The following is a 25,359-nucleotide window of genomic DNA, read 5'->3' on the forward strand; positions in this document are numbered from 1 at the left end:
CCGGTCTCACACGGCCGGTTTCTTTTCTTATTCACAGAGTATAACGGTCATTCCATTGATTCATTTCCTGCTCCGTATAGTAATCAGCCCTTGAAACCTCAACAATGATTAAACCGCATTGAGTGATTAAAAATTGCTTCAGTTCCTCAAACAGCTCGTCTTTTCCGCAAAAGATCGTTTCTATATTGTGATTTTTATATGCAAATGCGTACTTCAAAAGCTAATTCCTCCTGCTGTCTTTCTATCAATTATTGACAAAACACATGATAGAAATTAGATAATTTATCACTCAAGGGCGCCTTAAGTATCTTTATACATATATTTATTACGGTAAATATTACATTAAGTTTCATTTATATTAAAATTACTTTACAATTTTCATCAAATACGGAACTTTTGTTTCGTAAAATTAAAAATAAAATACAAAAAAACCTCAAACCCATTGTCAGGGCTTGAGGTTTTTTATACGTCCCAGGAGAGATTCGAACTCCCGACCGACGGCTTAGAAGGCCGTTGCTCTATCCGGCCTTCATCCTTTACATATTGCTATCGTTACGTTCATGTATAACAGTCACTTTCCGAACTTTGACCGATTGACTTAATTTCTATTATATTTGCTTACACTTTATAATACAAGCATTCATATAGTAGAAAACAACCCTATTGAAAAGGTAATACAGTTAAATCTGCTATATTAAAACGTAAAGGTATTTATTTAAAGGCGTGGTTTCATGAGAGATAACAAAGAATGGGATAGAGATTGATCATTTAAAATAATGTAATTTGAGATGGACTATAATTAGATTCGTTTCTAAAAGATCAATTTTTTTCATGGTGTGTGGATGAACCGACTATAGGTTTATCACTTTCATGTCCCCAGTGAAAATGTGGAAATATCCCTCCCCCCATATCCTTTATATAAAGAAAGAGAGAAGAAATAGGAATCCTTTAGCTTTCTTCATATTCCTTAACCCTGCGATAGAATGGCCTTCGTCATACTTGATTTCTTCATTGCTTCAACCGCTGTAATTTCTCCTGGTTTCCATTGTATATAAGCCTGCTCAAACTCAGTTGTAATAGTTGTTTTAGGTCTTCCAAGATGTTTGCCCTGTGCCTTAGCTGGAGCTATCCCTTCAGCTTGACGAGTCTTAATCTTCGTTCTCTCTTCTTCAGCAACCCATGATAATACCTGTAACACCAAGTCAGCCACGAAAGAACCGATGGATTCATTGTATTTCCGTGTATCCAACAATGGCTTATCAATTACAACAATATGTGCTTCGATGTTCTGTGTGATATCTTTCCACTCGTTTAAAATCATCTCTTTGTTACGACCTAGCCTATCTAATGAATGTATGTATAACGTATCTCCTTTTCGCAAACGCAATTTCAAAGCTTGGTATTGAGGTCTATTGAAGTCTTTCCCGATTTGCTTATCGATATGTATATCACGCTCATCGATTCCAAGAGCATACATACTATCCAGTTGACGTGCTTCGTTTTGGTCTTTGCTGCTTACTCTAACATATTTAAATTCTTTGTTGTCCATAATTAATTCCGCCTTGTTATTTGATACTCTAATCGCAACGCCTTTGCATCAAAAGGTCAATCTCAATTATGATGCGTACCAAAAGTCAATCAAATACCATATGATACTCCCTGAACCCTTATTCTACAGTCACAAAGCGCATCGTAAAAATTGTATCTTTTGTAACACATAACCTATCGAAAACAACATGATAAATGCAGCGTTATCTTTCCTTTGATATCACTTAAAAGGCTCACCTTTACTATCGATACCATTGTCGAACTTGAATAGGGATTCACTGCAATTCTTATTACTTTACCATGCTAAATCACATTCATAAGGTGAGTGTCGAAAATTTACCGATTGTCAGTTTGTGAATGAGAGTGGTTCTGTATCAAATCAATACCACAACTTGGCATCTATGCAACCATAAAAGACATCCAATTAAATCGGATGTCTTCTTATAACTATCTTACTTGTTCTTGTAACACTTCTTTTAGCAATTCAACAGCACTTTCTTCACTTGGATCATTTGTTCCAAGTTCGCCACGAAAAGCTTTCGAAAGGATGCATTTTTTCAATATGTCCAACTCAGATTCGAGTTGAAGATTGAATTTTGAACAATTGTCCTTAGCGAAGATATCATCCAAAATGTTTACAATAGCATCTTGTTCCTCTTTAGGTGGTAGAGGAAATGGATAGTTCAATAAAAATTCTTTTGGCACTCGTTGCTGACCAACCGCTCCAGTCATTTCTCTCTTAGCTTTTGCCCTAAACCTTTGTGAACGAACCAAATAGTGAATATACTGTTCATTCACATACTCAGAAGTACGTAAAACATGAAATTCTGTTGAACCATAGCCAAATCCGTTTTTTAATTGTCTAGCTATAGCTGATTTTCCATTTTCCATACAAGGGGTAATCTTAGCAAACAGTACATCATTCTCTAAAAAAAACGTGTAGCCTTTTTTAACTTTTCCATATTCTCTTTCTTCTGGTTCTTCGATTTTACCAGTTTTATCACTCACCGCAGGCATCGGTATAAATGTACATTTTTGTTCTTCAGATACTTCATTTAACTTTTTCTTCGGAGGATTTACTTGTACAACTTCTCCCAGTCTGACCCATTTCCATTTACATGGAATATACTCACTTTGCTCTTCAATAATCTCGAATTTTTCAGGCTTAATTAGACTAATTATTTTATCATATAACACTTCTGCATTTTCTATATCAGGGTGTTCTTCTCGCCACTTCCTCGTCAACTCTCCCCTAAACGCCTTATCCAAAATAGCCGCTCGACGAAGTTCAAACGTATCCTTCGCTTCCTCAATCAACTGCTTTGCTTCTTCAATTTTACTTAAAAGACGCTCCACTTTCTCAGCAATCCGTTTTTGTTCATTAAAAGGAGGTAAAACATAAGGAATCAAAGACATTTTTCCTTTATTAATTATTGAAACTGTTGTGGCAGAAGAGCGATTCCAAAGCTCATTTTGGTAAGTTCCATTTAAAACTTGATAATAGTTAAACTTTGGGTTAATCATTTTCTTATTTGGCACAAGTGAATTTATTTGTTGATTAGTTGTACATTCAACAGTACTAAATCCAGCCTTTCCAATAGAACCAATACAACATACCATCGTAGATTCCTTTGGTATAATTCTAGAAACGGCTTTGCCCTTCTCAGTCAAATATTCAGAAGCATGAATAACTTCGCTACCTTGTTCTAAATCTGCTGGCTTCACAAATGGAAAGCCACCACCATAATACTCACTCTGTTTCTTAGCTGGGGTAGAACCTGTAACTATGCCATTTGCTGTTTCAGTTCTTACCCAAACCCAATTCTCAGGTACTTGGAATGGTTGCTCATCCTCTGGTACTAGTGCTTCTTCTAACAATTCCCCAATGGTCTTTTTTTTCTTACTCATTTTATGACCACCTCATCCTCTTCAACAGCACGTAACTCCTCAACTACTTCATTTAATAAATCCATTGCCTGTTGAAGTTTCACAATCGCTTCTTCTGCTGATGCAATTGGGTCTGGCAAGTTGTCGTATGAAGATAATGATTCATCTGCAATTAATCCAATATCTAAACTATCATCTTTTTTTGCGATATCTTCTCGTGTAAACACATTCCAACGCTCATCTTCTATCTTAGAACGGTCTTCAGCTACATATGCCTTCATGAAGTTTTCAAAATGAGCCATTGTTAGCTGATTACGTTTGCCAAATGAAGTCATATTTGTCCGGAGATCATATACCCATACATCCTTCGTGTTATCTTGGTCTGTTGTTCCCCTTGTAAAGAATAAGACATTCGTTTTTACACCTTGCGCATAAAAAATTCCTGTTGGTAAGCGTAAAATCGTGTGTAAGTTACATTTGTTCATCAAGTCACGACGAATTTGTGAGCCAATCCCGCTTTCAAACAAGACATTATCGGGCAAGATAACCGCTGCTCTTGCATTTCCATCATCTTTTAATGCGTTATAAATCAACTGCAAGAAATTCAACTGTTTGTTCGATGTTTCAAACGTTAAATCGTCACGGGATACCCGTTCCCCGCCTTTTTTTGTACCGAACGGCGGGTTTGTTAAAATAACATCAAAGTTCTTCATCCATTTCCCGTTACCCGATAAAGTATCGCCTTGTTCCAAACGTCCTTCGATATTATGAAGCAACGCATTCATGAGTGCCAGACGATGCGTATCTTTAACAAGTTCCATACCTACAAAAGCTTCTTTCTTTTGGAACTCGGCTTCTTGTGGTTCTATATCGAAGTAGTCATCTGTTTGATTCTTTAAATATTGGTCTGCAGCAATCATGAAACCGAATGTTCCAGCTGCAGGGTCAGCGCACCGCTCACCGATTTTCGGGTCGATTAATTGAACCATCACATCAATTAATACACGAGGTGTGAAGTATTGCCCCGCTCCTGATTTCTTTTCACTTGCATTCTTCTCTAATAGACCCTCATAAAGATTGCCTAGCCCTTCTTCTTTTGCATTGTACCAATCAAGGGCATCAATAGATTTAATAATCTTCTCTAAGTTTTTCGGCTCAGCAATACTTGTAGAAGCATCACTGTATATTAGACGCAGCCGCTCATTTTCACTGCTTCCTAATTCAAGTAACAATTGCTGATAAAATGTCTTTAATTCCAAACCTTCTTTATCTAACAAATCATCCCATCGATTCCCTTCTGGAATCACACCTTCTGTTTCCTGCTCCTTCATCATTTTGAGGAATAATAAGTAGGTTAACTCTGTTACATATTGCTGATAGGTAATCCCATCATCACGTAACACATTACATAAATTCCATAGTTTTTGAACGATTTCTTGGTTGTTCATTTTTCAGCCTCCTGCTAACTCCGAGTATATTTTAGTGTTGGATTCTCATTCAAACCTCATTAAAGTGAAAATCAAGGATAAAGTAACTTATCTATTATAACTTAAAAAGTGCCCCTATGAAGAGGCACATTATTAACTAATATAAAGGTTCTCATTTATAGTGGTAACAACCGTATCAATATAGTCACCGAACTCCCGCTTCAGCAATTTATAGCCGCCCGGAGTTTTAAATGGTTCTTCCGAGAATGCCTCTTCTGCAGTCGGTGCTAATACAGGCACTTTAAGTAATTGCTTTTCTATTCTCTCTAACCATTTCTTCTGTCTTGGAGTCCAATCATGCAGTGAATACACTTTTTGCATCGCCTGTTTAATACGTGCTTCATGGGCAACTAGCGCTTCACCTAATGCAGCTTGGCGAATAAAGCTAATAATGTCTGCTGCAATGTCTTCATTTTTTGTCTGCTTCCAAGCTGTCTGCAAATGCGATTGCTTAAAGCCTTTCGTTTCTAGAATGGTAATAAGTTCTCGTAAATCCTGCCTTGTTAAATCTTTCGGTCGTGTGCAAATAAGATGAAGAGCGGGAATTTCATTAATATTTTCTTGGATAAAACGAACGAAACCTTCTAAATAATCTTCTGGTCTCTTGTTTCCTTCACCATATCCCCGAACCACATCTGTTACTTCATCCTCTTTGTTGGAGATATATCGTTTCTCGCCTTTTACCCGATAGGCTTCCATATATTCAAATAACATGTTGTGCTGTTTTGCTTCTTGTGGCGTATACGTTTGAATTTCTTTCGCCCACTCATCCACATTTTTTCCATTCGACAATTCTTCAAACTTTTGTTTTCCTTCTTCATTCAGCCTTTGCTTGCGACGCTGAATTTTCGCTGCCAATTGGTCACGATAAAACGAAGCTTCATCTTCTGCAGTAGCATTGGCAAGTGATTCATATAGTTCACCGATACTGTAATTTTGTTTCTTTACAACAGGTTTCATCTCCGTATAGTTTTGCAATTTATCGTAGATGCCCACTGCATCGTAAATGTTAAAGTGTGTTTTTCCAATGTCGGGACAAAGACGGGTTGCACGTCCAAGCATTTGGTCATAAAGAATACGAGACTGTATACGCCGTAAGAATACTAGATTTGTTATTGGAGGAACGTCAATGCCTGTGGTGAGTAAATCAACCGTTACAACGACATTTGGCAGCCGCTCGTTCTTAAACCTTTTAATGGCATCTAATGGCTTATAAATATAGCCAGTAATTTTCATAATAGCATCATCTTCAATTTCATCGCCACGTTCTTTAAAGGCTTCCTTTAATAACCGAACAACCAAATCTGCGTGTTGGTCAGTGGCTGCAAAGATAAGAGTTTTCTCTTTTCCTGTCGGATCAATGTATTCAACCAGTTTGTTTAGAACCGCCCGATTAAAAGGTTCAGTAATTACCCGTTTATTAAACTGCTCAACCTCAAAATGAATGGTATCTTCCATTTTTTCTAGTTGAATCTCGCCTTTATCAACATCATACACTTCAACTTCTTCGTCTTTTTCAAGAGTAATGCCGACTTGTGAAAGTTCTGTCTTAAACAGATATGGTGGTTCATGGTCAACTAAGTAGCCATCCAGAACCGCTTCACTATAAGAATACTTAAAAATAGGCATACCAAAAATCTCTGTTGTATGAAGAGCTGGTGTTGCAGTAAGTCCTAAACATGCCGCATCAAAATAATCAATTACACGTCGATATTGGCTAATATAATCATTTTGGTCACGGAATTTCAATTCTTCCTCTGACATTTCTTTGTCACTTGTATAGCCACGATGTGCTTCATCTACAATGATGAAATCATACTGCCCGACACTTGGAAGCTTTTCGTTATCGCTATAGAAAAGTCTTCTAACCATTCCCTGCACCGTCGCAATTTGCACCTTCGTTTCAACTTCTGGAGACATGTCTTCTAAAGACTTCACATCGTATATATCAGCAAATGAGTAGCCTTCAATTTTTGTATCCTTAAGTGCATCCTCTGTCTGTTTTCCTAACGAATTACGGTCTACAAGGAAAAGAATACGACGACATTTTTTGGACTTAATTAAGCGATACATGAGGGCGATAGCTGTACGAGTTTTCCCAGTTCCAGTTGCCATCGCAATAAGCATTCTTCGTTGCCCTTCTTTTAATCCCTCTTCAGCGGAAAGTACCGCTCTTTGCTGATAATGACGCAAACCAAACTTCGTAATATCCTCTTCTTCTAATCGTTTATTCGCATCCTTATCATCTTGACTAAGAAGAAGCTGCAAGTCGTCAGGTGAATGCCAGCCTTCTAATGGGCGAGCATGTTCTAACGGTTTACGTGAATCCCAAAACCAGATGCCCGACTCTTCTTGAAGTTGTTTCAAGTATGGTCGGCCGTTCGTTGCGTATAAGAACGGCACCTTATATTCACCTGTTGTAGGTGTGATGACTTCATCTTCGACTTGTGCCACATTTTTTGCATACACTTTTGTTTGACTTTCTAATGCGCCAGGAATCGTTTTCTTTTTTGCCTTAGCTTCAATAAAGCCAACAAGCTTTAAGCCAATAAACAACGCATAGTCAATCCTGCCGCCATTGACCTTCCATTCAGCAATTGCCATGTTTCGATTTTTCTCTGGCAGCGTTCCGTTCTTTTGATGATTTAGTACAGTTGTGTCTACTTCCCATCCAACAGCACGTAGTTTTCCATCAATAATCGTACGCGTTTCGGCTTCAGTTAATTGTTGTCGACGTATAAAGTTTTTGGATATTTTTTTACGCTCGATTTTTACCTCTTCTTGTTCCACTTCCGCCTGTCGACGAATTGCCTCTAATTCTTCTTCAAGCTTTTTGACTTTCTCCTCATATTCTCGCTGAAGTGTTTCTGTACTCTGTTCTACTTGTTCTTGAAGTTCTGTATACTCTGGTGCTTGAAAATCCCAATCACCATATACCTCCATGAACCAAATGGACAAGCGGAACGTTAATTGCAACAAAGCCTTTGCTTCTTCTACTTTTCCATAATCCGCTTCATGCATCGCTACATTCCCTTTGCGACGAAGAGCCTCTAATATATCAATTAATTCAGGCTCAAGTAACCTTTCCCGACGCAAAGTGTTAATGCGATCCACTTGCGTTGTACCATATGCCTCTTTAATATTTTCAGCGGCAAGAATAAATTTAGTTAGTGTTTCAGCGAACAATCGCAGTTTCATTACTGTTGTATGGGGGTCATGATATACATTTCTCTCAGCTGTCTCTCCCAAGTTAGCAAGTACATCCCATTTCCCTTGAAAAAATGAAAAGTTGCCACTCATTGTTATCACCGTTTTCCTAAAAGGTTGTTTGTGTCTATTATACTATAATCATGCAAAAATTAGGAATAATATGTATCGCTCTTTTTTCTACTCTGCTCCTTAGTTTAGGTTCATTCTTTAACCAAGTGAATAAAAGACGGGTTTTATTAGTTATTGTTTAAATATCGGAGCTGCGACATCAGATTTGATCGATAAAAAGAAGAGCCTCAATTAAGAGACTCCTACAAAGTTTGTGCCTTTTAGGTTATATAAATCGAATAATTGCCGCATCCGCTCCATATATAGATTCTGCAAGTGTAACCTCTTAACTCCCAAGTCATAGCCAGCAAAGATATCTTCAAGTTCTTGCTGCGTGTAGAAAAGTCTAATAAATATTTCCTCTTCCTCAGTGGCAAATCCAATATTCTGTTCCTTGTATTCCTGAAGCCTTTGCTTGTGACGTTTCTCAGCCTTTTTCATGATATTTACCTTGCGTTTTAGCACATAGTCAGCTTCATTTTCATTTTCTTTTGGTCACAACAAAAAACCTCCTATACCGAAAGTGACATAAGCCAATAACAGGTGTAATTTCTTACGTGACCGTTATACTGACCGTTTCACTAAACGATATAAGAGGTTGATTTGACGGGCTTTACACCCGATTTCTTAGCGTCCCAGGAGAGATTCGAACTCCCGACCGACGGCTTAGAAGGCCGTTGCTCTATCCGGCTGAGCTACTGGGACATGAAAAACAAATTGTTCTGCTGATCATTTTACCATGATATCAGCGAATTGACAATATAGTCATCCGATAAAAAAGGCCAGCGGCATCAGTTTTCACTCTGATGTCACCAGCTCTTTTTTTATACGTCCCAGGAGAGATTCGAACTCCCGACCGACGGCTTAGAAGGCCGTTGCTCTATCCAGCTGAGCTACTGGGACAGCTTTTGCTTTATGTATCAGCGACAAGATTTATTATATACAGGTTCAAATCATAAGTCAATATTTTTTTAAAACTTTTGATGGGGAAGAATGAAATCTCCCCCATCACTTGTTAAAAACTGATTGTATTCCCAAAGTCCTTCAATTCCCGACCCGTTTCATCGTAAAATGTCACGGCGCCTTCTCTTTCTGTAAGAGTAAGAATGGCATAGCTTTTCACATTGCGGACTCTCGGAAGACGGATGCTGCCCGGATTAATCAAAAGCTTGCCCCGAAGCTCTTCACTCCCGGCAATATGTGAATGGCCGAAGCAGACGATATCCGCCCCAAGCTCTTCCGCCCGGTAAAAAACAGTTAAAAGTGACTGTTTAATGCCGTGAAGATGCCCGTGAACGGCCAGAATTTTCTTTGAACCTGCGTCCAGAAGAAGTTCATCCTGAAACCCGCCGCCAAAGTCGCAATTGCCTTTTACCGTGTGAAACGGCGTAAGCGCCGGATGTGCGGCGTCAAGCTCTGAATCACCGCAATGAATCATCAGATCCGCTTCGTCTTCGTGCCGCTTTGCAATCGTCTCCAGCTCGTCTTCAAGGCCGTGACTGTCACTTATTATCAGCACTTTCATTGCATACGCTCCCCCTTATGAATCAAGCAGCTTTGACAGTTTCTTGAGCGCCTCAGCCCTGTGGCTGATTTTGTTTTTCTCAGCGCTTGTCAGCTGGGCCATGGTTTTATCTTTATCTTTTACAATAAAAATGGGATCATAGCCGAACCCGTTATCCCCCTCGGGTCCTTCCGCAATATACCCTTCAACATGACCTTCGACCGTTTTTGTTTCCTGCCCCGGCATGCTGACGGCAAGGGCGCAGCGGAAACGGGCTGTGCGCTGCTCTTTTTCAATGCCTTTTAATTCTGACAGCACCTTGTCCATATTCGCTTTATCATCTTTTGCTTCTCCGGCATAACGGGCTGAATAAACGCCCGGTCTGCCTCCAAGGTTGTCCACCGATAAACCGGAGTCGTCTGCAATGACCATTTTGTTGACGGCTTTTGCCACGGCTTCCGCTTTTAAGATGGCGTTTTCTTCAAAGGTATGTCCGGTTTCTTCAATTTCTTCCGTAAATCCGATTTCCGCCAAAGAAGAGACGCTGTAGCCTTTCGGTTCGAGTATTTCCTTGAATTCTTTCACTTTTCCCTGATTGTGTGTCGCAATAATGGCTTCTTTCACGCTGATCAGGCCTCTCTTTCTTATTTCAGTTCAGGCAATGTTTCTCCCAGCACTTCTTTTTGCTTTTGAATAAGCGTCTGGATTCCTTTTTCGGCAAGACTTAACAGTCCGTTTAAATCTTCACGGGAGAATGTGGCTTCTTCGCCCGTCCCTTGAAGCTCTACAAAACGTCCGCTTCCCGTCATGATAATATTCATGTCGACTTCAGCCGCCGAATCCTCTTCATAATTCAGATCCAAAAGAAGGCCTTCTTCTTTATCCATCCCGACAGAAATGGCCGCGAGATAATCTGTCACAGGAGAGGTTTTGATAACGCCGCTTTTTACGAGTTTGCCGATCGCAATGGCCATCGCCAAGAAGGCGCCCGTAATGGAAGCCGTTCTTGTTCCGCCGTCGGCTTGAATGACGTCACAGTCGATCCAGATCGTGCGTTCGCCGAGCTTCTCCAAATCAACGACGGCCCGGAGCGCGCGCCCGATCAGCCGCTGAATTTCCATCGTTCTGCCGGAGACCTTTCCTTTTGAAGATTCTCTTATCGTTCTTTGATTCGTCGCGCGGGGAAGCATACTGTATTCCGCTGTGATCCAGCCTTTTCCTCCGCCGCGTAAAAATGGCGGCACCCGGTCTTCCACAGATGCATTACAGATGACCTTCGTATTTCCCGCTGTAATTAAAACCGAGCCTTCCGGGTGAGTGATAAAATCCAAATCAAATGTGATAGGGCGCAGCTCATCGTGCTGTCTTCCGTCGTGTCTCATATTTTACCTCCGATTATATGTACATAAACCTTTTGTTCCGGATTGTGAATAAAGAAAGAGGCAGCCGGAACGCTAACCTCTTTTTTACTAGTATATCAAAAATCGCAAATTAAAAACTACCCGTATTCACTTGTGACGGCCTCGAAACAGGTTTTGAAAGGGATTCTCCTTTTTCATTCACCAGTTCTGATTTTCCATTTACTTTTATAGAAACACTTTTGATCGACGGCTGTTCGGTTAACGTGAGAACGATGCTGTCCAGTACGCCCGATGATACCATTTTTGTTTTTTCGTCGGCGCTTCCGTAAATAGAGCTGTTAAAGTCCAGTGTAACCTGGCCGTCTTTCACTTTCGGCTTGCTGAGAAGCTTAACATCGTTATTAAAGTCCGTCAAAAGCCCGCTTGCTTTGCCCGGTCCGTCAGCGAGCTGTTCAACGGCAGCGGTGATGTCATTTGTTTCCGAATTGTCAATCCGCTTTGTGACAGGCACGTAGTATTCGCTTGTCTCTGTTTCCGCCAGATAATATACAGTCAGCGGATGGGTGTCTGTCAGATCATTCACTCCGGCCGTTTCAATATTAATCCCGTCTTTTCTGCTTAAGTCGCCCGTAATCGGCGTGCCGCCCACAGGCATTTCTTTCAGCTCGTGCCCGTTGATTCTGATTTTGACTTTATCTATTGAGCTGAATTGGGTAAGCGTCCATGTAATCGATTGCAGGATTTTTTGTTCGTCTTCTTTTTTATAGTTTTTAAATTCCTTCGAAAAATCAGCGACGGCAGTGCCGTCTTTTTTAATATCGACATTTACCGTCGTATCCGCAGGGAGCACCGCTCTGAAGCCGTTCGGCAGGATTTCTGACACAGGCCCTCCCTGAACCAAATACTCAAGGGCCTGCTTTGCGGTTCCCTCACTGTTCGGAAGAGGCAGTGTCTGTGCTGCGACATAGCCGTTTTTATCAATCAGATACAGCTCTCGCATGACTGTATTGGCCGGCTGGTCGGCTTTAGAAGTGCCGTTTTTCTCTGACTGCTTTGGTTTTGCCTGAATTCCCGCTTCATCCTTTACATATGAAATGTCTTGAGGCGGGTCAATTTCCCCGGCTGTTTTATCGGATTGAAACAAACCGCATCCAGATAACACAAAAGCCGAAGTAAGACATGTTGCAGCAATGACTGCAGGTCCTTTTTTCAGCATACTTTTCCCTCCTAAGGCTGTTTGTACTATGATGTATACGAGCCCTGTCCGGGAAATAGACCGGGAAGCGCAAAAAAACCCGCCGTAAACAGCGGGTTTTTTGATTTATTTTCTGACCGGCTCTTGAAGGGAGATGCACTCGACATGGCCGATTTCGTGGCCGAACCAGTCTTCGGCAATTTTTGCGAAGCCGTTCCGCTCTCCCGTTGTAAGAAATTGATGCTCCGGTGCATGTTTCGATTGGTTTAACAAACCTTTATAAGACAAGATGGTGCTCACTTCTCTCGCCGTCTCGTCTCCGGAGGAAATGATTTTCACATGCTCCCCCATATAGTTCTGAATCGGATCTTTTAAAATCGGATAATGCGTACATCCTAAAATCAAGGTGTCAATTGATGTACCTTTTAAAGGCTCAAGCGATGCTTCAACCGCTTCCTCCGCTGATTCCTGAAGAAACCGTCCGCTTTCTACAAACGGCACGAGCAGCGGACAAGCCGTGTTCTCAACTTGAAGTTCTGCGTTTAACCCGAGCAGCGCCTGCTCATACGCTCTGCTTTTAATGGTATTGACCGTGCCGATGACGCCGATATGCTGGTTTTTCGTGACCTTTATCGCCGTTCTCGCACCCGGCTGAATGACGCCGACAACCGGAATATCCGTTTTGCGCTGAATATCCTCCAAGGCAATGGCTGTGGCCGTATTGCATGCGATCACGAGCATTTTGATATGGTGGTTTTCCAGCAGGTAATCGGTCATTTCCCACGTGTATTGAAGAACTTCTTCTTCAGGACGCGGGCCGTACGGGCAGCGTTTTGTATCTCCCACATAGATGATATTTTCCTTCGGTAGCTGTCTCATGATTTCCTTAGCAACGGTTAACCCGCCAACCCCGGAATCAATGACTCCTATCGGCTGTTCCAACAAAATCGCCTCATTTTCTTTTCATTTCATGCTGCAGTTTCAATAATGATTTTTCGAAAGCGGCTGTTTCTTCTTCGGAAAATGTCGCAAACATATCCCGCAAATAAGCCTGTCTTTTCAAAATCACTTCTTGGATAATGCGCTCTCCTTCAGCGAGAAGATGAATTCTGACGACCCGTCTGTCAGCCGGGTCTTTGACCCGCTCGACAAGCTTATTTTTTTCCATGCGGTCTATCAGATCCGTCGTCGTGCTGCAAGCCAAATACATTTTGGCTGATAATTCGCCTATTGTCATATCCCCCAATTCATAAAGCCATTGAAGCCCCACGAATTGCGGCGGTGTAATTGCATATTGGTTAAGGATTTCTCTTCCTTTTTGTTTAATGATCGCAGCGATATGGCGGAGTGATTTTTCGATATCCGCAACATGCTCTACAGATTTTGATGTCATTTGTCCATCCCTCACTCAAGGATCTTTCTGGGCTATGCGCTCCGTGTCTATTTTCCTTCTTTTTTTAAGAAAATGCAAGACTGACGGAGAAAAAGGAAAAACCGGGATTTTCACCGCATGCCCATCAGCCCGGGCGCCAACGCAAATAACCGGCTCCTTCTCGAAAAGAAGGAAAACCGGCAAGAATCAGAGCTCTAGCTCACCCATTCTAAGAAGCTCGACAACAGCTTGCGAACGCCCTTTCACACCTAACTTCTGCATGGCATTTGAAATGTGATTCCGTACAGTTTTTTCACTGATAAATAGCTCGCTTGCAATTTCCTTTGTTGTCTTGTCTTGAACGAGCAATTCGAATACTTCTCTTTCTCTTTTGGTCAGCAGCGGCTTTGATTGAAAATCTTTCTCCTTCAAGTATTGTAACCCTCCTTGCTAAGGTGAGAGCGAATCTGAAACGAATGGGTTTATATAGTCAAGATATCATATGTAAAGGGCGCTTCGGAGGTGACGTCTCTTAGAGAAATAGTTATCCGTTCAGGCGAGCAGAATGCCTTTCTCCCGCTCCGTCCAACTGACCGCTTTGCCGCTTTTCTTCGACACTTGAACCATAACGACGGAACCTGTAAAGCACGGCAGGCCCGACTCATTTTCTCCAAGGTAATGAAGGGTGACGGACGCATTTCCGGCAGCGCTTGCTTTCACATAAATCCGCAGATTTTCATACGGCATCACCTGACGCATATAGTCGCACTGCTGGCTTGCGACGACCGTCATCGTTTCCGAGTTTTGCGCCGTTATGCCCCGCTGTTTAAAATAAGCGATCCGTGCTTCTTCAAAATAGATGAAAGGGGTTACATTATTCATATGGCCGAACATATCCGTTTCTGAAAAACGAACCGATACTTCAGTAAAGAAAGAAAACGACTGTCTCCATTCTTCAAACGGAATATCAATATATTGCGGTTGTTTCATCATCTTCAGCTCCTTATAAAAAAACCTCTCCCGTACGGAAGAGGCTCTTTTTCTCTTTCTTATACTCTGTCGCTTCCGAAGAAATTACGGAATGCTTGTAAATTGGTATCTCTGTTCAAAGCAGCGATTGAAGTCGTAAGCGGAATGCCTTTCGGGCAGGATTGCACACAGTTTTGTGAATTCCCGCAATCTCCGAGGCCGCCGTCTGTCATTAACGCTTCTAAACGTTCTGCTTTGTTCATCGCGCCCGTCGGATGGGCGTTAAACAGACGGACTTGCGACATCGGGGCAGGCCCCATGAATTTCGACTTGCTGTTGACGTTCGGGCAGGCTTCGAGGCAGACGCCGCATGTCATGCATTTAGACAATTCATATGCCCACTGGCGGCGTTTTTCCGGCATTCTCGGCCCCGGCCCCAAATCATAAGTCCCGTCAATCGGCACCCATGCTTTCACTTTTTTCAGTGAATCAAACATTCTGCTGCGGTCAACCTGAAGGTCACGGACAACCGGGAATGTTTTCATCGGCTTCAGACGGATCGGCTGTTCCAGCTTATCAATCAGCGCCGTACATGACTGGCGCGGTCTCCCGTTGATGACCATGGAGCAGGCGCCGCATACTTCTTCAAGACAGTTCATGTCCCATGCGACCGGAGTGGTTTTCTCTCCTTTTGCATTCACGGGATTTCTGCGGATTTCCATCAGGGCGGAAATCACGTTCAGATTCGGGCGGTAATTGATTTCGAATTCTTCATCGTATGGCGCGCTTTCGGGCGTATCCTGACGTGTAATGATAAACCGTATCTTTTTCTCACTCATGATTATTTCGCCACCTTCTTCTTCGAGTAGTCGCGTTTACGGGGCGCAATCAGTGATACATCGACATCCTGATATTCAAATTCCGGAGCTTCAAACGGACCGGCATGTTTAGCCATCGTCGTTTTGAGCCACTCATCGTCATTTCTTTCAGGGAAATCCGGTTTATAGTGCGCTCCCCGGCTTTCATTTCGGTTATATGCGCCGAGCGTGATGACTCTGGCAAGCTGAAGCATATTGGAGAACTGGCGGGTGAACATCGCCCCTTGGTTGCTCCATTTTGTCGTATCGTTGATATTGATTTTCTTAAAGCGTTCCATCAGCTCTTGGATCTTGTCATCCGTTTTCAAAAGTTTGTCGTTGTGGCGGACCACCGTGACGTTGGCCGTCATCCATTCTCCGAGCTCGCGGTGAAGCACGTAGGCATTTTCGTCGCCGTCCATCTTCATGATATCGGCCCATTTTTCTTCTTCTTTTTTCACATAGGAATCAAATAATGAAGAAGACAGGTCTTCCGCTGATGTTTCAAGTCCGGAAACATATTTCACCGCATTCGGTCCGGCCACCATTCCTCCGTAGATGGCGGAAAGCAGAGAGTTCGCCCCTAAACGGTTTCCTCCGTGCATTGAATAATCACATTCTCCCGCCGCGAACAGTCCGCGGATGCTTGTCATCTGATCATAATCAACCCACAGTCCGCCCATTGAATAGTGAACGGCAGGGAAAATTTTCATCGGAAGCTTGCGCGGGTCATCGCCCATGAATTTTTCATAGATTTCGATAATGCCGCCAAGCTTAACGTCAAGCTCTTTCGGATCTTTGTGCGACAGATCGAGATACACCATGTTTTCTCCGTTGATGCCGAGTTTCTGATTCACGCACACGTCAAAGATTTCACGTGTCGCAATATCCCGCGGCACGAGGTTTCCGTAAGCCGGATATTTTTCCTCAAGGAAGTACCAAGGTTTTCCGTCTTTGTACGTCCAGACTCTTCCGCCCTCGCCGCGCGCCGATTCACTCATCAGACGCAGTTTATCGTCCCCCGGGATTGCTGTCGGGTGAATTTGGATAAATTCGCCGTTTGCATAATAAGCGCCCTGCTGATAAACGATTGATGCGGCAGATCCCGTGTTGATCATGCTGTTTGTTGATTTTCCGAATACGATTCCGGGTCCTCCCGTCGCCATAATAACGGCGTCAGAACGGAATGACTCGATTTGCATATTGGTCAGATTTTGGGCTACGATACCGCGGCACGTGCGCTCATCGTCAAGAACGGCGCCGAGGAATTCCCAGCCTTCGTATTTTGTGACGAGACCCGCCACTTCATATCTGCGCACCTGCTCGTCCAGTGCGTAAAGAAGCTGCTGACCCGTCGTCGCTCCCGCGTATGCGGTTCTGTGATGCTGTGTACCCCCGAAACGGCGGAAGTCCAAAAGCCCTTCCGGCGTTCTGTTAAACATAACCCCCATGCGGTCCAATAAGTGGATAATGGACGGCGCCGCTTCACACATCGCTTTTACAGGAGGCTGGTTTGCCAAAAAGTCGCCTCCGTATACCGTGTCATCAAAATGCTCAAACGGAGAGTCTCCTTCCCCTTTTGTGTTGACAGCTCCGTTTATCCCGCCCTGCGCGCAGACCGAGTGAGAGCGTTTGACCGGAACGATGGAAAACAATTTAACGGCCTTGCCTGATTCCGCTGCTTTAATTGTCGCCATGAGGCCGGCAAGACCCCCGCCGACTACGATAATGCTTGATTGACTCATGATAGCCCCTCTCCCTCTAGTAATCTAGTTCTCTTACACAAACGCAAAAATCGCTTTTAAACCTACATATGAAAGCGCTAAAAATATAATCAGCGTCACGTAAGTCGAAATTCTTTGAGAACGCGGCGTGACCGTGATCCCCCATGTGACCGCAAAAGACCATAAGCCGTTTGAAAAGTGAAAAATGACCGATAAAACGCCTACAATGTAAAAGCCGAGCATAAACGGCGAGCTCAAAATATTCGCCATCATATCGAAGTTGACTTCAGCGCCCATCTGCGCGGCAATCCGCGTCTGCCATACATGCCAGCTGACGAAAATAAGGGTGAGAATACCAGTGACACGCTGAAGCACAAACATCCAGTTTCTGAAATAACTGTAGTGGCCAGCGTTGTTTTTCGCAGTAAATGCTATGTACACACCGTAAACCGCATGATAAATTAAAGGTAAGAAAATAATAAAAATTTCTAACGCATACCTGAACGGCAGACTGTCCATAAAGCCGGCCGCCTTGTTAAACGCATCCGCTCCCCTTGCGGCAAATTGGTTGACGACTAAATGCTGGATCAAAAAGATGCCGACCGGAATAACACCGAGCAAGGAATGCAATCTTCGAAAATAAAACTCTCTGTTCCCAGACATTACTTTACCCCCTGTTTGATTTAAGTGCGAAATGTACTAAAATCTCTGCCCCCACTTCGTTTCAATTGTAAGCACTTTATTAAAATTTATTGACAATTTCATTTTACTCCTCCCTCAAAAGGGCGTCAAGAAAACGTGTACATAAATTATAATTTTCGGAATTGATTATCTGGAGGGAAAATTTTATTTTCCTGCGATATCTTTCTCACTTTTTTTCACGGGTTTTATAGGATCATCCTGTAATCCTCCCCCCTGTTTAAGCTATAATAAACGAAGGAGAGAGGGGAATACATAATATGAAGAATAATTATGAAGCAGCTTTAGAACCTTTAACTGAACTCGACGTCAGCGCATACGGTTACGAATTAATCCGGGAAATCGTGCTTCCGGATATCCTCGGCCCGGATCATTCATCGATGATGTATTGGGCGGGAAAACGCCTCGCCCGCAAATTCCCTCTTCAATCGTGGGAAGAAATCCCCGCCTTTTTTGAAAAAGCCGGATGGGGAACTTTGACAAACGCAGGATCAAAAAAACAAGAATTGGAATTTGAACTGGAAGGACAGCTCGTGTCCAGCAGGCTCAAACATCAGAAAGAGCCTTGTTTCCAGCTTGAAGCCGGTTTTATAGCCGAACAGATTCAATTGATGAACGATCAGATTGCAGAATCTTATGAACAGGTAAAAAAGAGAGCGGATAAAGTCGTCCTGACCGTAAAATGGGATATGAAGGACCCTGTATAATTGAAAAAAGGCGGTGACTCCAAGTCCCGCCTTTTTTCCTGCCCGTTTATACGGCAGACGGCTGTTTAGAAAGCTCAAACGCGTCATGAAGCGCTTCGACCGCTTTCACCATATCATTTTCGCTGACAACCGCTGATACTTTTATTTCGGATGTGCTTACCATTTTGACTTGTACATTTTTTTCCGCCAGTACGGCAAACATGTCCGCGGCGACGCCGGGATTTGAAACCATGCCCGACCCGACAATGGAGACTTTCGCCAGTTTTCTTTCGGTTTCAATTTTTTCATAGTCAAGCGCGTTTTTATATTCTTCAAGCACGGCGACCGTTTGCGCGGCATCTTCCGTTTTCACCGAGAAAGAAATATCCGCTTCCCCATCGTCCGACTGTGTCTGAATAATAATGTCAACGTTGATGTTTCGTTTTGCCAGCGCGGTGAAGATTGTTGAAAGTGTTGTCAGTCCGCTTGCAAGGCCCGTGACGGACACCCTTGTGATCTGGTCTTCAAATGCAATTCCTCTGACGATTAAATTCTGCTCCATTGATGATTCCTCCTCAATTAATGTTCCGGCTTCATGCTCCGTGCTTGACCGCACTTCTAAAGGCACTTGGTAGTTTTTCGCGAACTCAACCGCCCGCGGGTGAAGAACACCCGCTCCGAGATTTGCAAGTTCCAGCATTTCATCATAAGAAATCCCCGCCAGTTTTCTCGCTGACCGGACATACCGCGGATCTGTCGTAAATACGCCCGGAACATCTGTATAAATGTCACATTTATCCGCATCCAGCGCTGCTGCAAGAGCGACCGCCGTCGTATCGGAACCGCCCCGTCCGAGCGTCGTGATGCCGCCGTCTTCCGTTACGCCCTGAAAACCGGCAACGACTGTAATTTTGCCTTCTGCAAGCTGCGAACGAATCGCCGTGATATCAATATCCGTAATTCTCGCATTGCCGTGAACAGCTTCCGTGCGGACACCCGCCTGCCAGCCCGTATAAGAGACGGCGTCATATCCTTTTTCCTGAAGCGCCATGGCCAAAAGCGAAATCGTGACCTGCTCCCCCGTAGACAAAAGCATATCCATCTCGCGTCTGCTTGGTTCAGATGTGATTTCAGCCGCGAGGTTAACGAGCGCGTCGGTTGATTTTCCCATTGCCGAAACGACGACTACGACATCATGGCCTTTTTGCTTTTCAGCAATGGCGCGATTTGCGGCATTTTGAATTTTTTCGGCAGAGCCGACGGAAGTGCCTCCGAATTTTTGTACGATAAGACCCATACTAGACCACCCTTTACATTTTGGTTCGTGCGGGTGAGGAGAAAAGAGCGTTTTGTCCACAATAAAAAAAGCAATGAGAGGAATAGCTCTCATTGCTTTTTCATATCATTACGATTGATTATGAACAACGAGATAGCCCTCCAAGAAAATGAATTCTTGACAGCCTTACATTTATTTAATGCAAGGCCAGCAAATCACACCGATGGGATGTGATACACTTCGGCGACGCTCCCCTTTCAGCCTTTTTCGCAGAATCCATCATTCTCCAAAGGCTTACTATTGAAGTTCGCACCTCTATCTTCACCATATAACACGATCTTATGAAATTAGTTCACATTCTAGCAGATTTTTCAGGAAAGCACAATACTATTTTTTTAATTTTTCAAACAGCAGCTGGGCCGCCGCGGCCGGGACACCGGCTTTTTTGATATCGTCAAGGCTTGCTTCCTTCATCTTTTTGACAGATCCGAAATGTTTTAAGAGCATTTTTTTGCGTTTTTCGCCGATTCCGGGGATATCATCCAGAACGGATTGAAAGACGCTTTTTCCCCGGATCTGTCTGTGAAAGCTGATCGCAAAACGGTGAACTTCGTCCTGAATGCGCTGAAGCAGGTAAAACTCTTGGCTGTTCCGCTCCAGAAACACCGGTTCAAGCGGGTCGCCGATCAACAGGTTCGATGTCCGGTGTTTATCATCTTTCGCCAATCCCGCTACCGGGACATCAAGGCCGAGTTCATTCTCGAGCACGTCGCGCGCCGCGTTAATCTGCCCTTTTCCGCCGTCAATGATGATTAAATCCGGCAGCGGAAGGTTTTCGCGGAGCACCCTCGTGTATCTTCTTCTGACGACTTCCCTCATTGAGCCGTAATCATCAGGCCCTGTTACGGTTTTAATTTTATATTTGCGGTATTCCTTTTTATTCGGTTTTCCGTCTATAAAGACAATCATGGCCGATACGGGGTTTGTGCCTTGAATATTGGAGTTGTCAAACGCTTCAATCCGATGCGGCGTGTAAATATTCAGTGCGTCGCCAAGCCGTTCGGCTGCACCGATTGACCGTTCCTCATCCCGCTCGATTAACGAGAATTTTTCCCGCAGGGCGATTTTCGCATTTTTGTGCGCAAGCAAAAGCAGCTCTTTTTTCGGCCCTTTTTTCGGCTGATGCACGGCGGTTTCCAACAGCTCGCTGATCATGTCCCTGTCAACGCTGTCAGGCACCAGAATTTCCTTAGGCAGAAAGTGATTGTTTTTGGAATAGAACTGGCCGATGAAGGTCAGAAACTCTTCATCCGCTTCCTGATACATCGGAAACATGCTGACATCGCGTTCGATCAGTTTTCCTTGGCGTATAAAAAAGACTTGGACGCACATCCAGCCTTTATCGTAGGCATATGCAAACACATCGCGGTCCAGAAGGTCTTTCATGGTCATTTTCTGCTTCTCCATCGTCGATTCAATGTGAGCAAGCTGGTCGCGGAATTCTTTAGCCCGTTCAAATTCAAGCTTTTCGGCCGCTTCTGCCATTTTCGCTTCAAGCTCTTTTTTGATTTCGTTATGCCCTCCCTTTAAAAAACGGGTGATGTCTTCAACAATCTCCCGGTTTGTCTCCTCAGATATATCCTTTACACATGGGGCGAGGCATTGTCCGAGATGATAATAAAGACAGACGCGGTCCGGAAGCTTTGAGCATTTCCTGAGCGGGTAAAGGCGGTCCAGCAGTTTTTTCGTTTCCCGCGCCGCCTGCACATTCGGATACGGGCCGAAATAGCGTCCTTTGTCTTTTTTGACATTCCGGGTGACAATCAGCCGAGGATGGCGTTCATGGGTGATTTTAATAAAAGGATAGGTTTTATCATCTTTCAGCATGACATTGTATTTCGGATCGTATTTTTTAATCAGATTCATTTCCAAAATAAGCGCTTCAAGATTGGAGGAAGTCACGATATATTCAAAGTCCTCAATCTCCGTCACAAGCCGTTGGGTTTTTGCGTCGTGAGAACCGGTGAAATAAGACCGCACCCTGTTTTTCAAGACTTTCGCTTTCCCCACGTAGATGACTGTTTTTTGACGGTCTTTCATTAAATAACAGCCCGGCTGATCGGGAAGGAGGGCCAGCTTTTCTTTCAGTTGTTTATTCATACGTTACCCTTCCTTACATTCATTTCTCGTGTCCATTCAGTGTATCACGAACATTTGTTTTTCTCCATTCTCAGCTTTTGGAAGATCAAAAAAGGCGATTCCCTTTCAAAGGAATCGCCCTGCCGTAACGGAAGCTTTCGGCTTACAGATGTTTGTTTACAAGCTCTTCAAGAGCTTCTTTCGGTTTGAAGCCGACAGATGTTTCAACGACTTCTCCGTCTTTTAGCACGAGAAGTGTCGGGATGCTCATGACGCCGTATTTACCGGCAGTTTCTTGGTTTTCATCCACGTCGATTTTGACGATTTTCAGTTTGTCTCCCATTTCTTGATCAAGCTCTTCAAGAACGGGCGCGATCATTTTACAAGGTCCGCACCAAGGAGCCCAGAAATCAGCCAATACGACACCTTCACTTGTTTCAGCTGAGAACGATTGATCAGTTGCTTTTACGATAGCCATTTGTTATTCCTCCAATTGTCAAATGATGATTTTTAGTATAGCATCTCCCATTCGTTCATGCTAATTTAATGCTTATATTATTTTCTCCCGAACCCGCCGGAAATAATCTTATTTATACAGTGTATTATAACCGGGCGGCGGGCGTTCAAAACTTAAGATGGATCCGCAGGCAGCGTGATTAATACAATCGCCATCGGAGGAAGCTCCGCCTCAAGTTTTCCTCCCTTTTGAGCAAACCCGGAAAACGGCTTCGGTTTGACGTTTTCCGGACTGCTGAATGTATTGTGGGCATTCATTTTTTCCGCGTGCAGAATCGTTCCCGAAGGCGTCCCTGTCTTTTTCATGCCCCGCAGTTCAATCTTCACGTCAGCTTTGTGCAGATGATCGATATTGCAAATGCTGATATGTATGTCTCCGTTTTGCTGTTTGGACGCTGAAATGCTGACTTGCGGGAGCCGGCCGTCATTCCTTTCGTACCCGGCTGCTTTTGTTTCTGTCGCCAAAAGAGATGCGTCCTGATGCACCTTAAACATATCAAACACATGATACGTCGGCGTCAACAGCATTTCTTTCCCTTTTGTCAGGATCATTGCCTGAAGCACGTTGACGGTTTGCGCGATATTGGCCATCTGTACGCGGTCTGCGTGCTGATGAAAAATATGAAAATGCGCGGCGGCAACAAGGGCGTCGCGGATCGTATTCTGCTGATACAGAAAGCCCGGATTCGTGCCCGGCTCAGGATCAAGCCACGTGCCCCATTCATCAATGATCAGCCCGACTCTTTTTTCGGGATCGTACTGATCCATGATGGCACTGTGCCTTGTGATCAATTCATCCATATGCGCCGCTTTTTTCATCGTGATGAACCATTCATCTTCCGTAAACTCCGTCGCTGATCCTTTCCCCTTCCAGAAGTCGCCCGGTATTGTGTAATAATGAAGGCTCAGCCCGTCCATGAGATCAGCGGCTTTTTTCATTAAAGTTTCAGTCCAGCGGTAATCGTCGACATTCGCGCCGCCGGCAATTTTATAGATTTCATTGCCGCTGTAATTACGGACATAGGTTTGAAAGTTTCTGTAAAGGTCGGCATAATAGTCAGGATGCATGTTTCCGCCGCAGCCCCAGTTCTCATTTCCTATTCCGAAATATTTCAGCTTCCACGGTTTTTCCCGCCCGTTTTCTTTTCTCCAGTCGGACATCGGCGTGCCCGCTTCAAACGTCATGTATTCAATCCAATCAGCCATTTCTTTAACCGTTCCGCTGCCGACGTTTCCGGCGATGTACGGTTCGCAGCCGAGCAGTTCACAAAGCATCATAAACTCGTGCGTGCCGAATTCATTGGAATCAATCGTCCCGCCCCAATGGGTATTCAGCATGGTTTTGCGTTTCCCTACGCCGTTTGCCCAATGGTATTCATCAGCAAAACAGCCGCCCGGCCATCTGAGGACGGGAATCTGAAGCTGTTTGAGGGCGGCGGCAACATCCGTCCTGACCCCGCCGGTATTCGGAATATCGGAATCTTTTCCGACCCAGATGCCCTCATATATGCCTCTTCCCAGGTGTTCCGCGAAATGTCCGTATATGTTTTTATTAATGGTTCCCCGTGTGATATCAGTTTGAATGACTGCCGTATTGTGAGACAAACTTGATCATTCCTTTCCCTTAATAAGAATGAAAGCACTACAGCCGATCTATGTATCTGGAATGTATGCTGAATGGATAAGTTTGTAAGCGCTTTACAAAAGCTTATTACATTGGTTCGTACATGTCAATCTATTGTTTTATTAATCTATAATTTGTACGAACCAATTAACACAAATCAAAACCCTCTGACAAATTAAGCCAGAGGGTTTTGATTATGAATGAATATTGGCATTTTTAAATTCCTGGGTCAGAAGCGGAACCACTTCGAACAAATCGCCGACAATTCCGTAGTCCGCTATTTTAAATATTTCCGCTTCCGGGTCTTTGTTAATGGCAACAATGACCTTACTGTTTGACATGCCCGCCAAGTGCTGAATCGCTCCGGAAATGCCGCAGGCGATATACAAATCCGGCGTGACGACTTTTCCCGTCTGGCCGATTTGAAGAGAATAATCGCAATAGTCCGCGTCACACGCGCCGCGTGAAGCGCCCACCGCTGCTCCGAGCACCTCGGCAAGTTCTTTTAACGGTTCAAACCCATCTTTGCTTTTTACACCGCGGCCGCCTGCTACGATAATTTTCGCTTCTGATAAATCCACGCCGTCCGCCGTTTTTTTGACTACTTCTTCAATGACTGTCCGCAAATCTGCCGGAGGCGCCGCAAGCTCTTCAATATCACCCGTCCGGTTCGCGTCTTTTTCTAATGCCTGAATATTATTCGGCCGAATTGTCGCCAAAATGAAAGGATCGGTTGAAATCACCTGTTCAAAGGCTTTGCCGGAATAGATCGGTCTTGTAAAAACGATGTTGTCTCCGGTAACGCTTACATCCGTGCTGTCTGAAATCAGCCCCGTTTCAAACCGGGCCGCAAGCTTAGGTGACAAATCTTTTCCCATAGAAGTGTGGCCGAAAATGACCGCATCAGGCTTTTCATTTTCGATCAAATCCCCGAGAACCGCGGCATATCCGTCCGCCGTATACTGAGAAAGCCCCGGCGCATCGGCCGTAAATACTTTGTCGGCGCCGTACTGAATGAGTTCTGATGCTGCATCAGCCGCGCCTTTTCCCATCAGCACGCCGATGACATCTCCTCCGCCGGAAATGGTTTTGCCTGCGGCTATGGCTTCAAAGGTGACGTTCCGTAAGGCGCCGTCACGAATTTCTCCGAGTACGATCACTTTTTTTCCCATTCTGACATCCCCCAGTTTCTTTAAT

The 25,359-nt window shown here is 43.9% G+C and carries 22 protein-coding genes, 2 tRNA genes, 1 pseudogene and 1 riboswitch; of the genes and pseudogenes, 1 reads left to right on the plus strand and 24 read right to left on the minus strand.

Translation table 11 applies throughout. The features are described from left to right. Positions 1–31: 31 nt before the first annotated feature. From U2H13_RS13425 to sdhC, 19 genes and pseudogenes are all read right to left on the minus strand, one after another. A complete protein-coding gene (locus U2H13_RS13425; protein ID WP_007408136.1) occupies positions 32–217 on the minus strand; it encodes a hypothetical protein in 186 nt (61 codons plus the stop codon). 731 nt (positions 218–948) lie between these two features. After that, positions 949–1,549 (minus strand): annotated as a pseudogene (locus U2H13_RS13430) (recombinase family protein). Positions 1,550–1,995: 446 nt separating this feature from the next. After that, positions 1,996–3,456: a restriction endonuclease subunit S gene (locus tag U2H13_RS13435; RefSeq protein WP_376700496.1), complete on the minus strand. Its 1,461-nt coding sequence runs from the start codon at positions 3,454–3,456 to the stop codon at positions 1,996–1,998. Continuing rightward, positions 3,453–4,883 carry an N-6 DNA methylase gene (locus U2H13_RS13440; protein ID WP_376700497.1) on the minus strand — a complete coding sequence of 477 codons (1,431 nt, stop codon included), beginning with the start codon at positions 4,881–4,883 and terminating at the stop codon, positions 3,453–3,455. The genes U2H13_RS13435 and U2H13_RS13440 overlap by 4 nt, the downstream gene beginning before the upstream one ends. Before the next feature lie 132 nt (positions 4,884–5,015). Further along, positions 5,016–8,222, minus strand: coding sequence for a type I restriction-modification system endonuclease (hsdR, locus tag U2H13_RS13445; RefSeq protein WP_061860770.1), 3,207 nt, complete (start codon positions 8,220–8,222; stop codon positions 5,016–5,018). 210 nt (positions 8,223–8,432) lie between these two features. Next, entirely contained in the window at positions 8,433–8,681 is a 249-nt protein-coding gene (locus U2H13_RS13450) for a hypothetical protein (protein ID WP_053573147.1), read from the minus strand. 190 nt (positions 8,682–8,871) lie between these two features. Beyond that, positions 8,872–8,945, minus strand: a tRNA-Arg gene (locus tag U2H13_RS13455). A gap of 124 nt (positions 8,946–9,069) precedes the next feature. After that, positions 9,070–9,143: transfer RNA gene (locus tag U2H13_RS13460), tRNA-Arg, on the minus strand. A gap of 112 nt (positions 9,144–9,255) precedes the next feature. Continuing rightward, positions 9,256–9,765 carry a YfcE family phosphodiesterase gene (locus U2H13_RS13465; protein ID WP_007408135.1) on the minus strand — a complete coding sequence of 170 codons (510 nt, stop codon included), beginning with the start codon at positions 9,763–9,765 and terminating at the stop codon, positions 9,256–9,258. A 15-nt stretch (positions 9,766–9,780) separates the two neighbouring features. Continuing rightward, complete coding sequence (locus U2H13_RS13470; RefSeq protein ID WP_088005422.1) at positions 9,781–10,377, minus strand: XTP/dITP diphosphatase; 597 nt, start codon at positions 10,375–10,377, stop codon at positions 9,781–9,783. Positions 10,378–10,388: 11 nt separating this feature from the next. Next, positions 10,389–11,126 (minus strand): ribonuclease PH, encoded by a 738-nt coding sequence (rph, locus tag U2H13_RS13475; RefSeq protein WP_007612934.1) that lies wholly within the window; start codon positions 11,124–11,126, stop codon positions 10,389–10,391. A 109-nt stretch (positions 11,127–11,235) separates the two neighbouring features. Then, entirely contained in the window at positions 11,236–12,321 is a 1,086-nt protein-coding gene (locus tag U2H13_RS13480) for a GerMN domain-containing protein (RefSeq protein ID WP_014418573.1), read from the minus strand. A gap of 105 nt (positions 12,322–12,426) precedes the next feature. Further along, complete coding sequence (racE, locus tag U2H13_RS13485; RefSeq protein WP_012118125.1) at positions 12,427–13,245, minus strand: glutamate racemase; 819 nt, start codon at positions 13,243–13,245, stop codon at positions 12,427–12,429. A gap of 7 nt (positions 13,246–13,252) precedes the next feature. Next, positions 13,253–13,693 carry a MarR family winged helix-turn-helix transcriptional regulator gene (locus U2H13_RS13490; RefSeq protein WP_014418574.1) on the minus strand — a complete coding sequence of 147 codons (441 nt, stop codon included), beginning with the start codon at positions 13,691–13,693 and terminating at the stop codon, positions 13,253–13,255. Positions 13,694–13,879: 186 nt separating this feature from the next. After that, positions 13,880–14,104, minus strand: a complete 225-nt coding sequence (gene gerE, locus U2H13_RS13495) for a spore germination transcription factor GerE (RefSeq protein WP_003152579.1) — start codon at positions 14,102–14,104, stop codon at positions 13,880–13,882. A 120-nt stretch (positions 14,105–14,224) separates the two neighbouring features. Next, on the minus strand, positions 14,225–14,662 hold the full coding sequence (locus tag U2H13_RS13500; protein ID WP_012118126.1) for a thioesterase family protein: 438 nt from the start codon (positions 14,660–14,662) through the stop codon (positions 14,225–14,227). A 59-nt stretch (positions 14,663–14,721) separates the two neighbouring features. Beyond that, positions 14,722–15,480 (minus strand): succinate dehydrogenase iron-sulfur subunit, encoded by a 759-nt coding sequence (gene sdhB, locus U2H13_RS13505; protein WP_003152575.1) that lies wholly within the window; start codon positions 15,478–15,480, stop codon positions 14,722–14,724. A gap of 2 nt (positions 15,481–15,482) precedes the next feature. Continuing rightward, entirely contained in the window at positions 15,483–17,243 is a 1,761-nt protein-coding gene (gene sdhA, locus U2H13_RS13510) for a succinate dehydrogenase flavoprotein subunit (RefSeq protein ID WP_121984342.1), read from the minus strand. Between the two features lie 33 nt (positions 17,244–17,276). Further along, complete coding sequence (sdhC, locus tag U2H13_RS13515) at positions 17,277–17,885, minus strand: succinate dehydrogenase cytochrome B558 (RefSeq protein WP_003152571.1); 609 nt, start codon at positions 17,883–17,885, stop codon at positions 17,277–17,279. Between the two features lie 296 nt (positions 17,886–18,181). On the opposite strand from sdhC, the gene U2H13_RS13520 reads away from it, so the two are divergent. Further along, positions 18,182–18,628, plus strand: coding sequence for a YslB family protein (locus U2H13_RS13520; RefSeq protein WP_376700498.1), 447 nt, complete (start codon positions 18,182–18,184; stop codon positions 18,626–18,628). Between the two features lie 46 nt (positions 18,629–18,674). On the opposite strand, the gene U2H13_RS13525 is transcribed toward U2H13_RS13520, so the two are convergent. The 5 genes from U2H13_RS13525 to U2H13_RS13545 all read right to left on the minus strand — a co-directional run bounded on the left by U2H13_RS13525 (position 18,675) and on the right by U2H13_RS13545 (position 25,334). Then, positions 18,675–19,904, minus strand: a complete 1,230-nt coding sequence (locus U2H13_RS13525) for an aspartate kinase (protein WP_017418306.1) — start codon at positions 19,902–19,904, stop codon at positions 18,675–18,677. Between the two features lie 125 nt (positions 19,905–20,029). Then, positions 20,030–20,209: riboswitch (Lysine riboswitch) on the minus strand. A 61-nt stretch (positions 20,210–20,270) separates the two neighbouring features. Continuing rightward, positions 20,271–22,043, minus strand: a complete 1,773-nt coding sequence (uvrC, locus tag U2H13_RS13530) for an excinuclease ABC subunit UvrC (protein ID WP_376700499.1) — start codon at positions 22,041–22,043, stop codon at positions 20,271–20,273. A 142-nt stretch (positions 22,044–22,185) separates the two neighbouring features. Further along, positions 22,186–22,500, minus strand: coding sequence for a thioredoxin (gene trxA, locus U2H13_RS13535; RefSeq protein WP_003152560.1), 315 nt, complete (start codon positions 22,498–22,500; stop codon positions 22,186–22,188). A 152-nt stretch (positions 22,501–22,652) separates the two neighbouring features. After that, a complete protein-coding gene (locus tag U2H13_RS13540; protein WP_376700500.1) occupies positions 22,653–24,143 on the minus strand; it encodes an alpha-N-arabinofuranosidase in 1,491 nt (496 codons plus the stop codon). 213 nt (positions 24,144–24,356) lie between these two features. Continuing rightward, positions 24,357–25,334, minus strand: coding sequence for an electron transfer flavoprotein subunit alpha/FixB family protein (locus tag U2H13_RS13545; RefSeq protein WP_021494410.1), 978 nt, complete (start codon positions 25,332–25,334; stop codon positions 24,357–24,359). Positions 25,335–25,359 lie beyond the last annotated feature (25 nt).

This window comes from Bacillus sp. A1, from assembly GCF_042296235.1.
Taxonomy (GTDB): Bacteria; Bacillota; Bacilli; order Bacillales; family Bacillaceae; genus Bacillus; species Bacillus velezensis.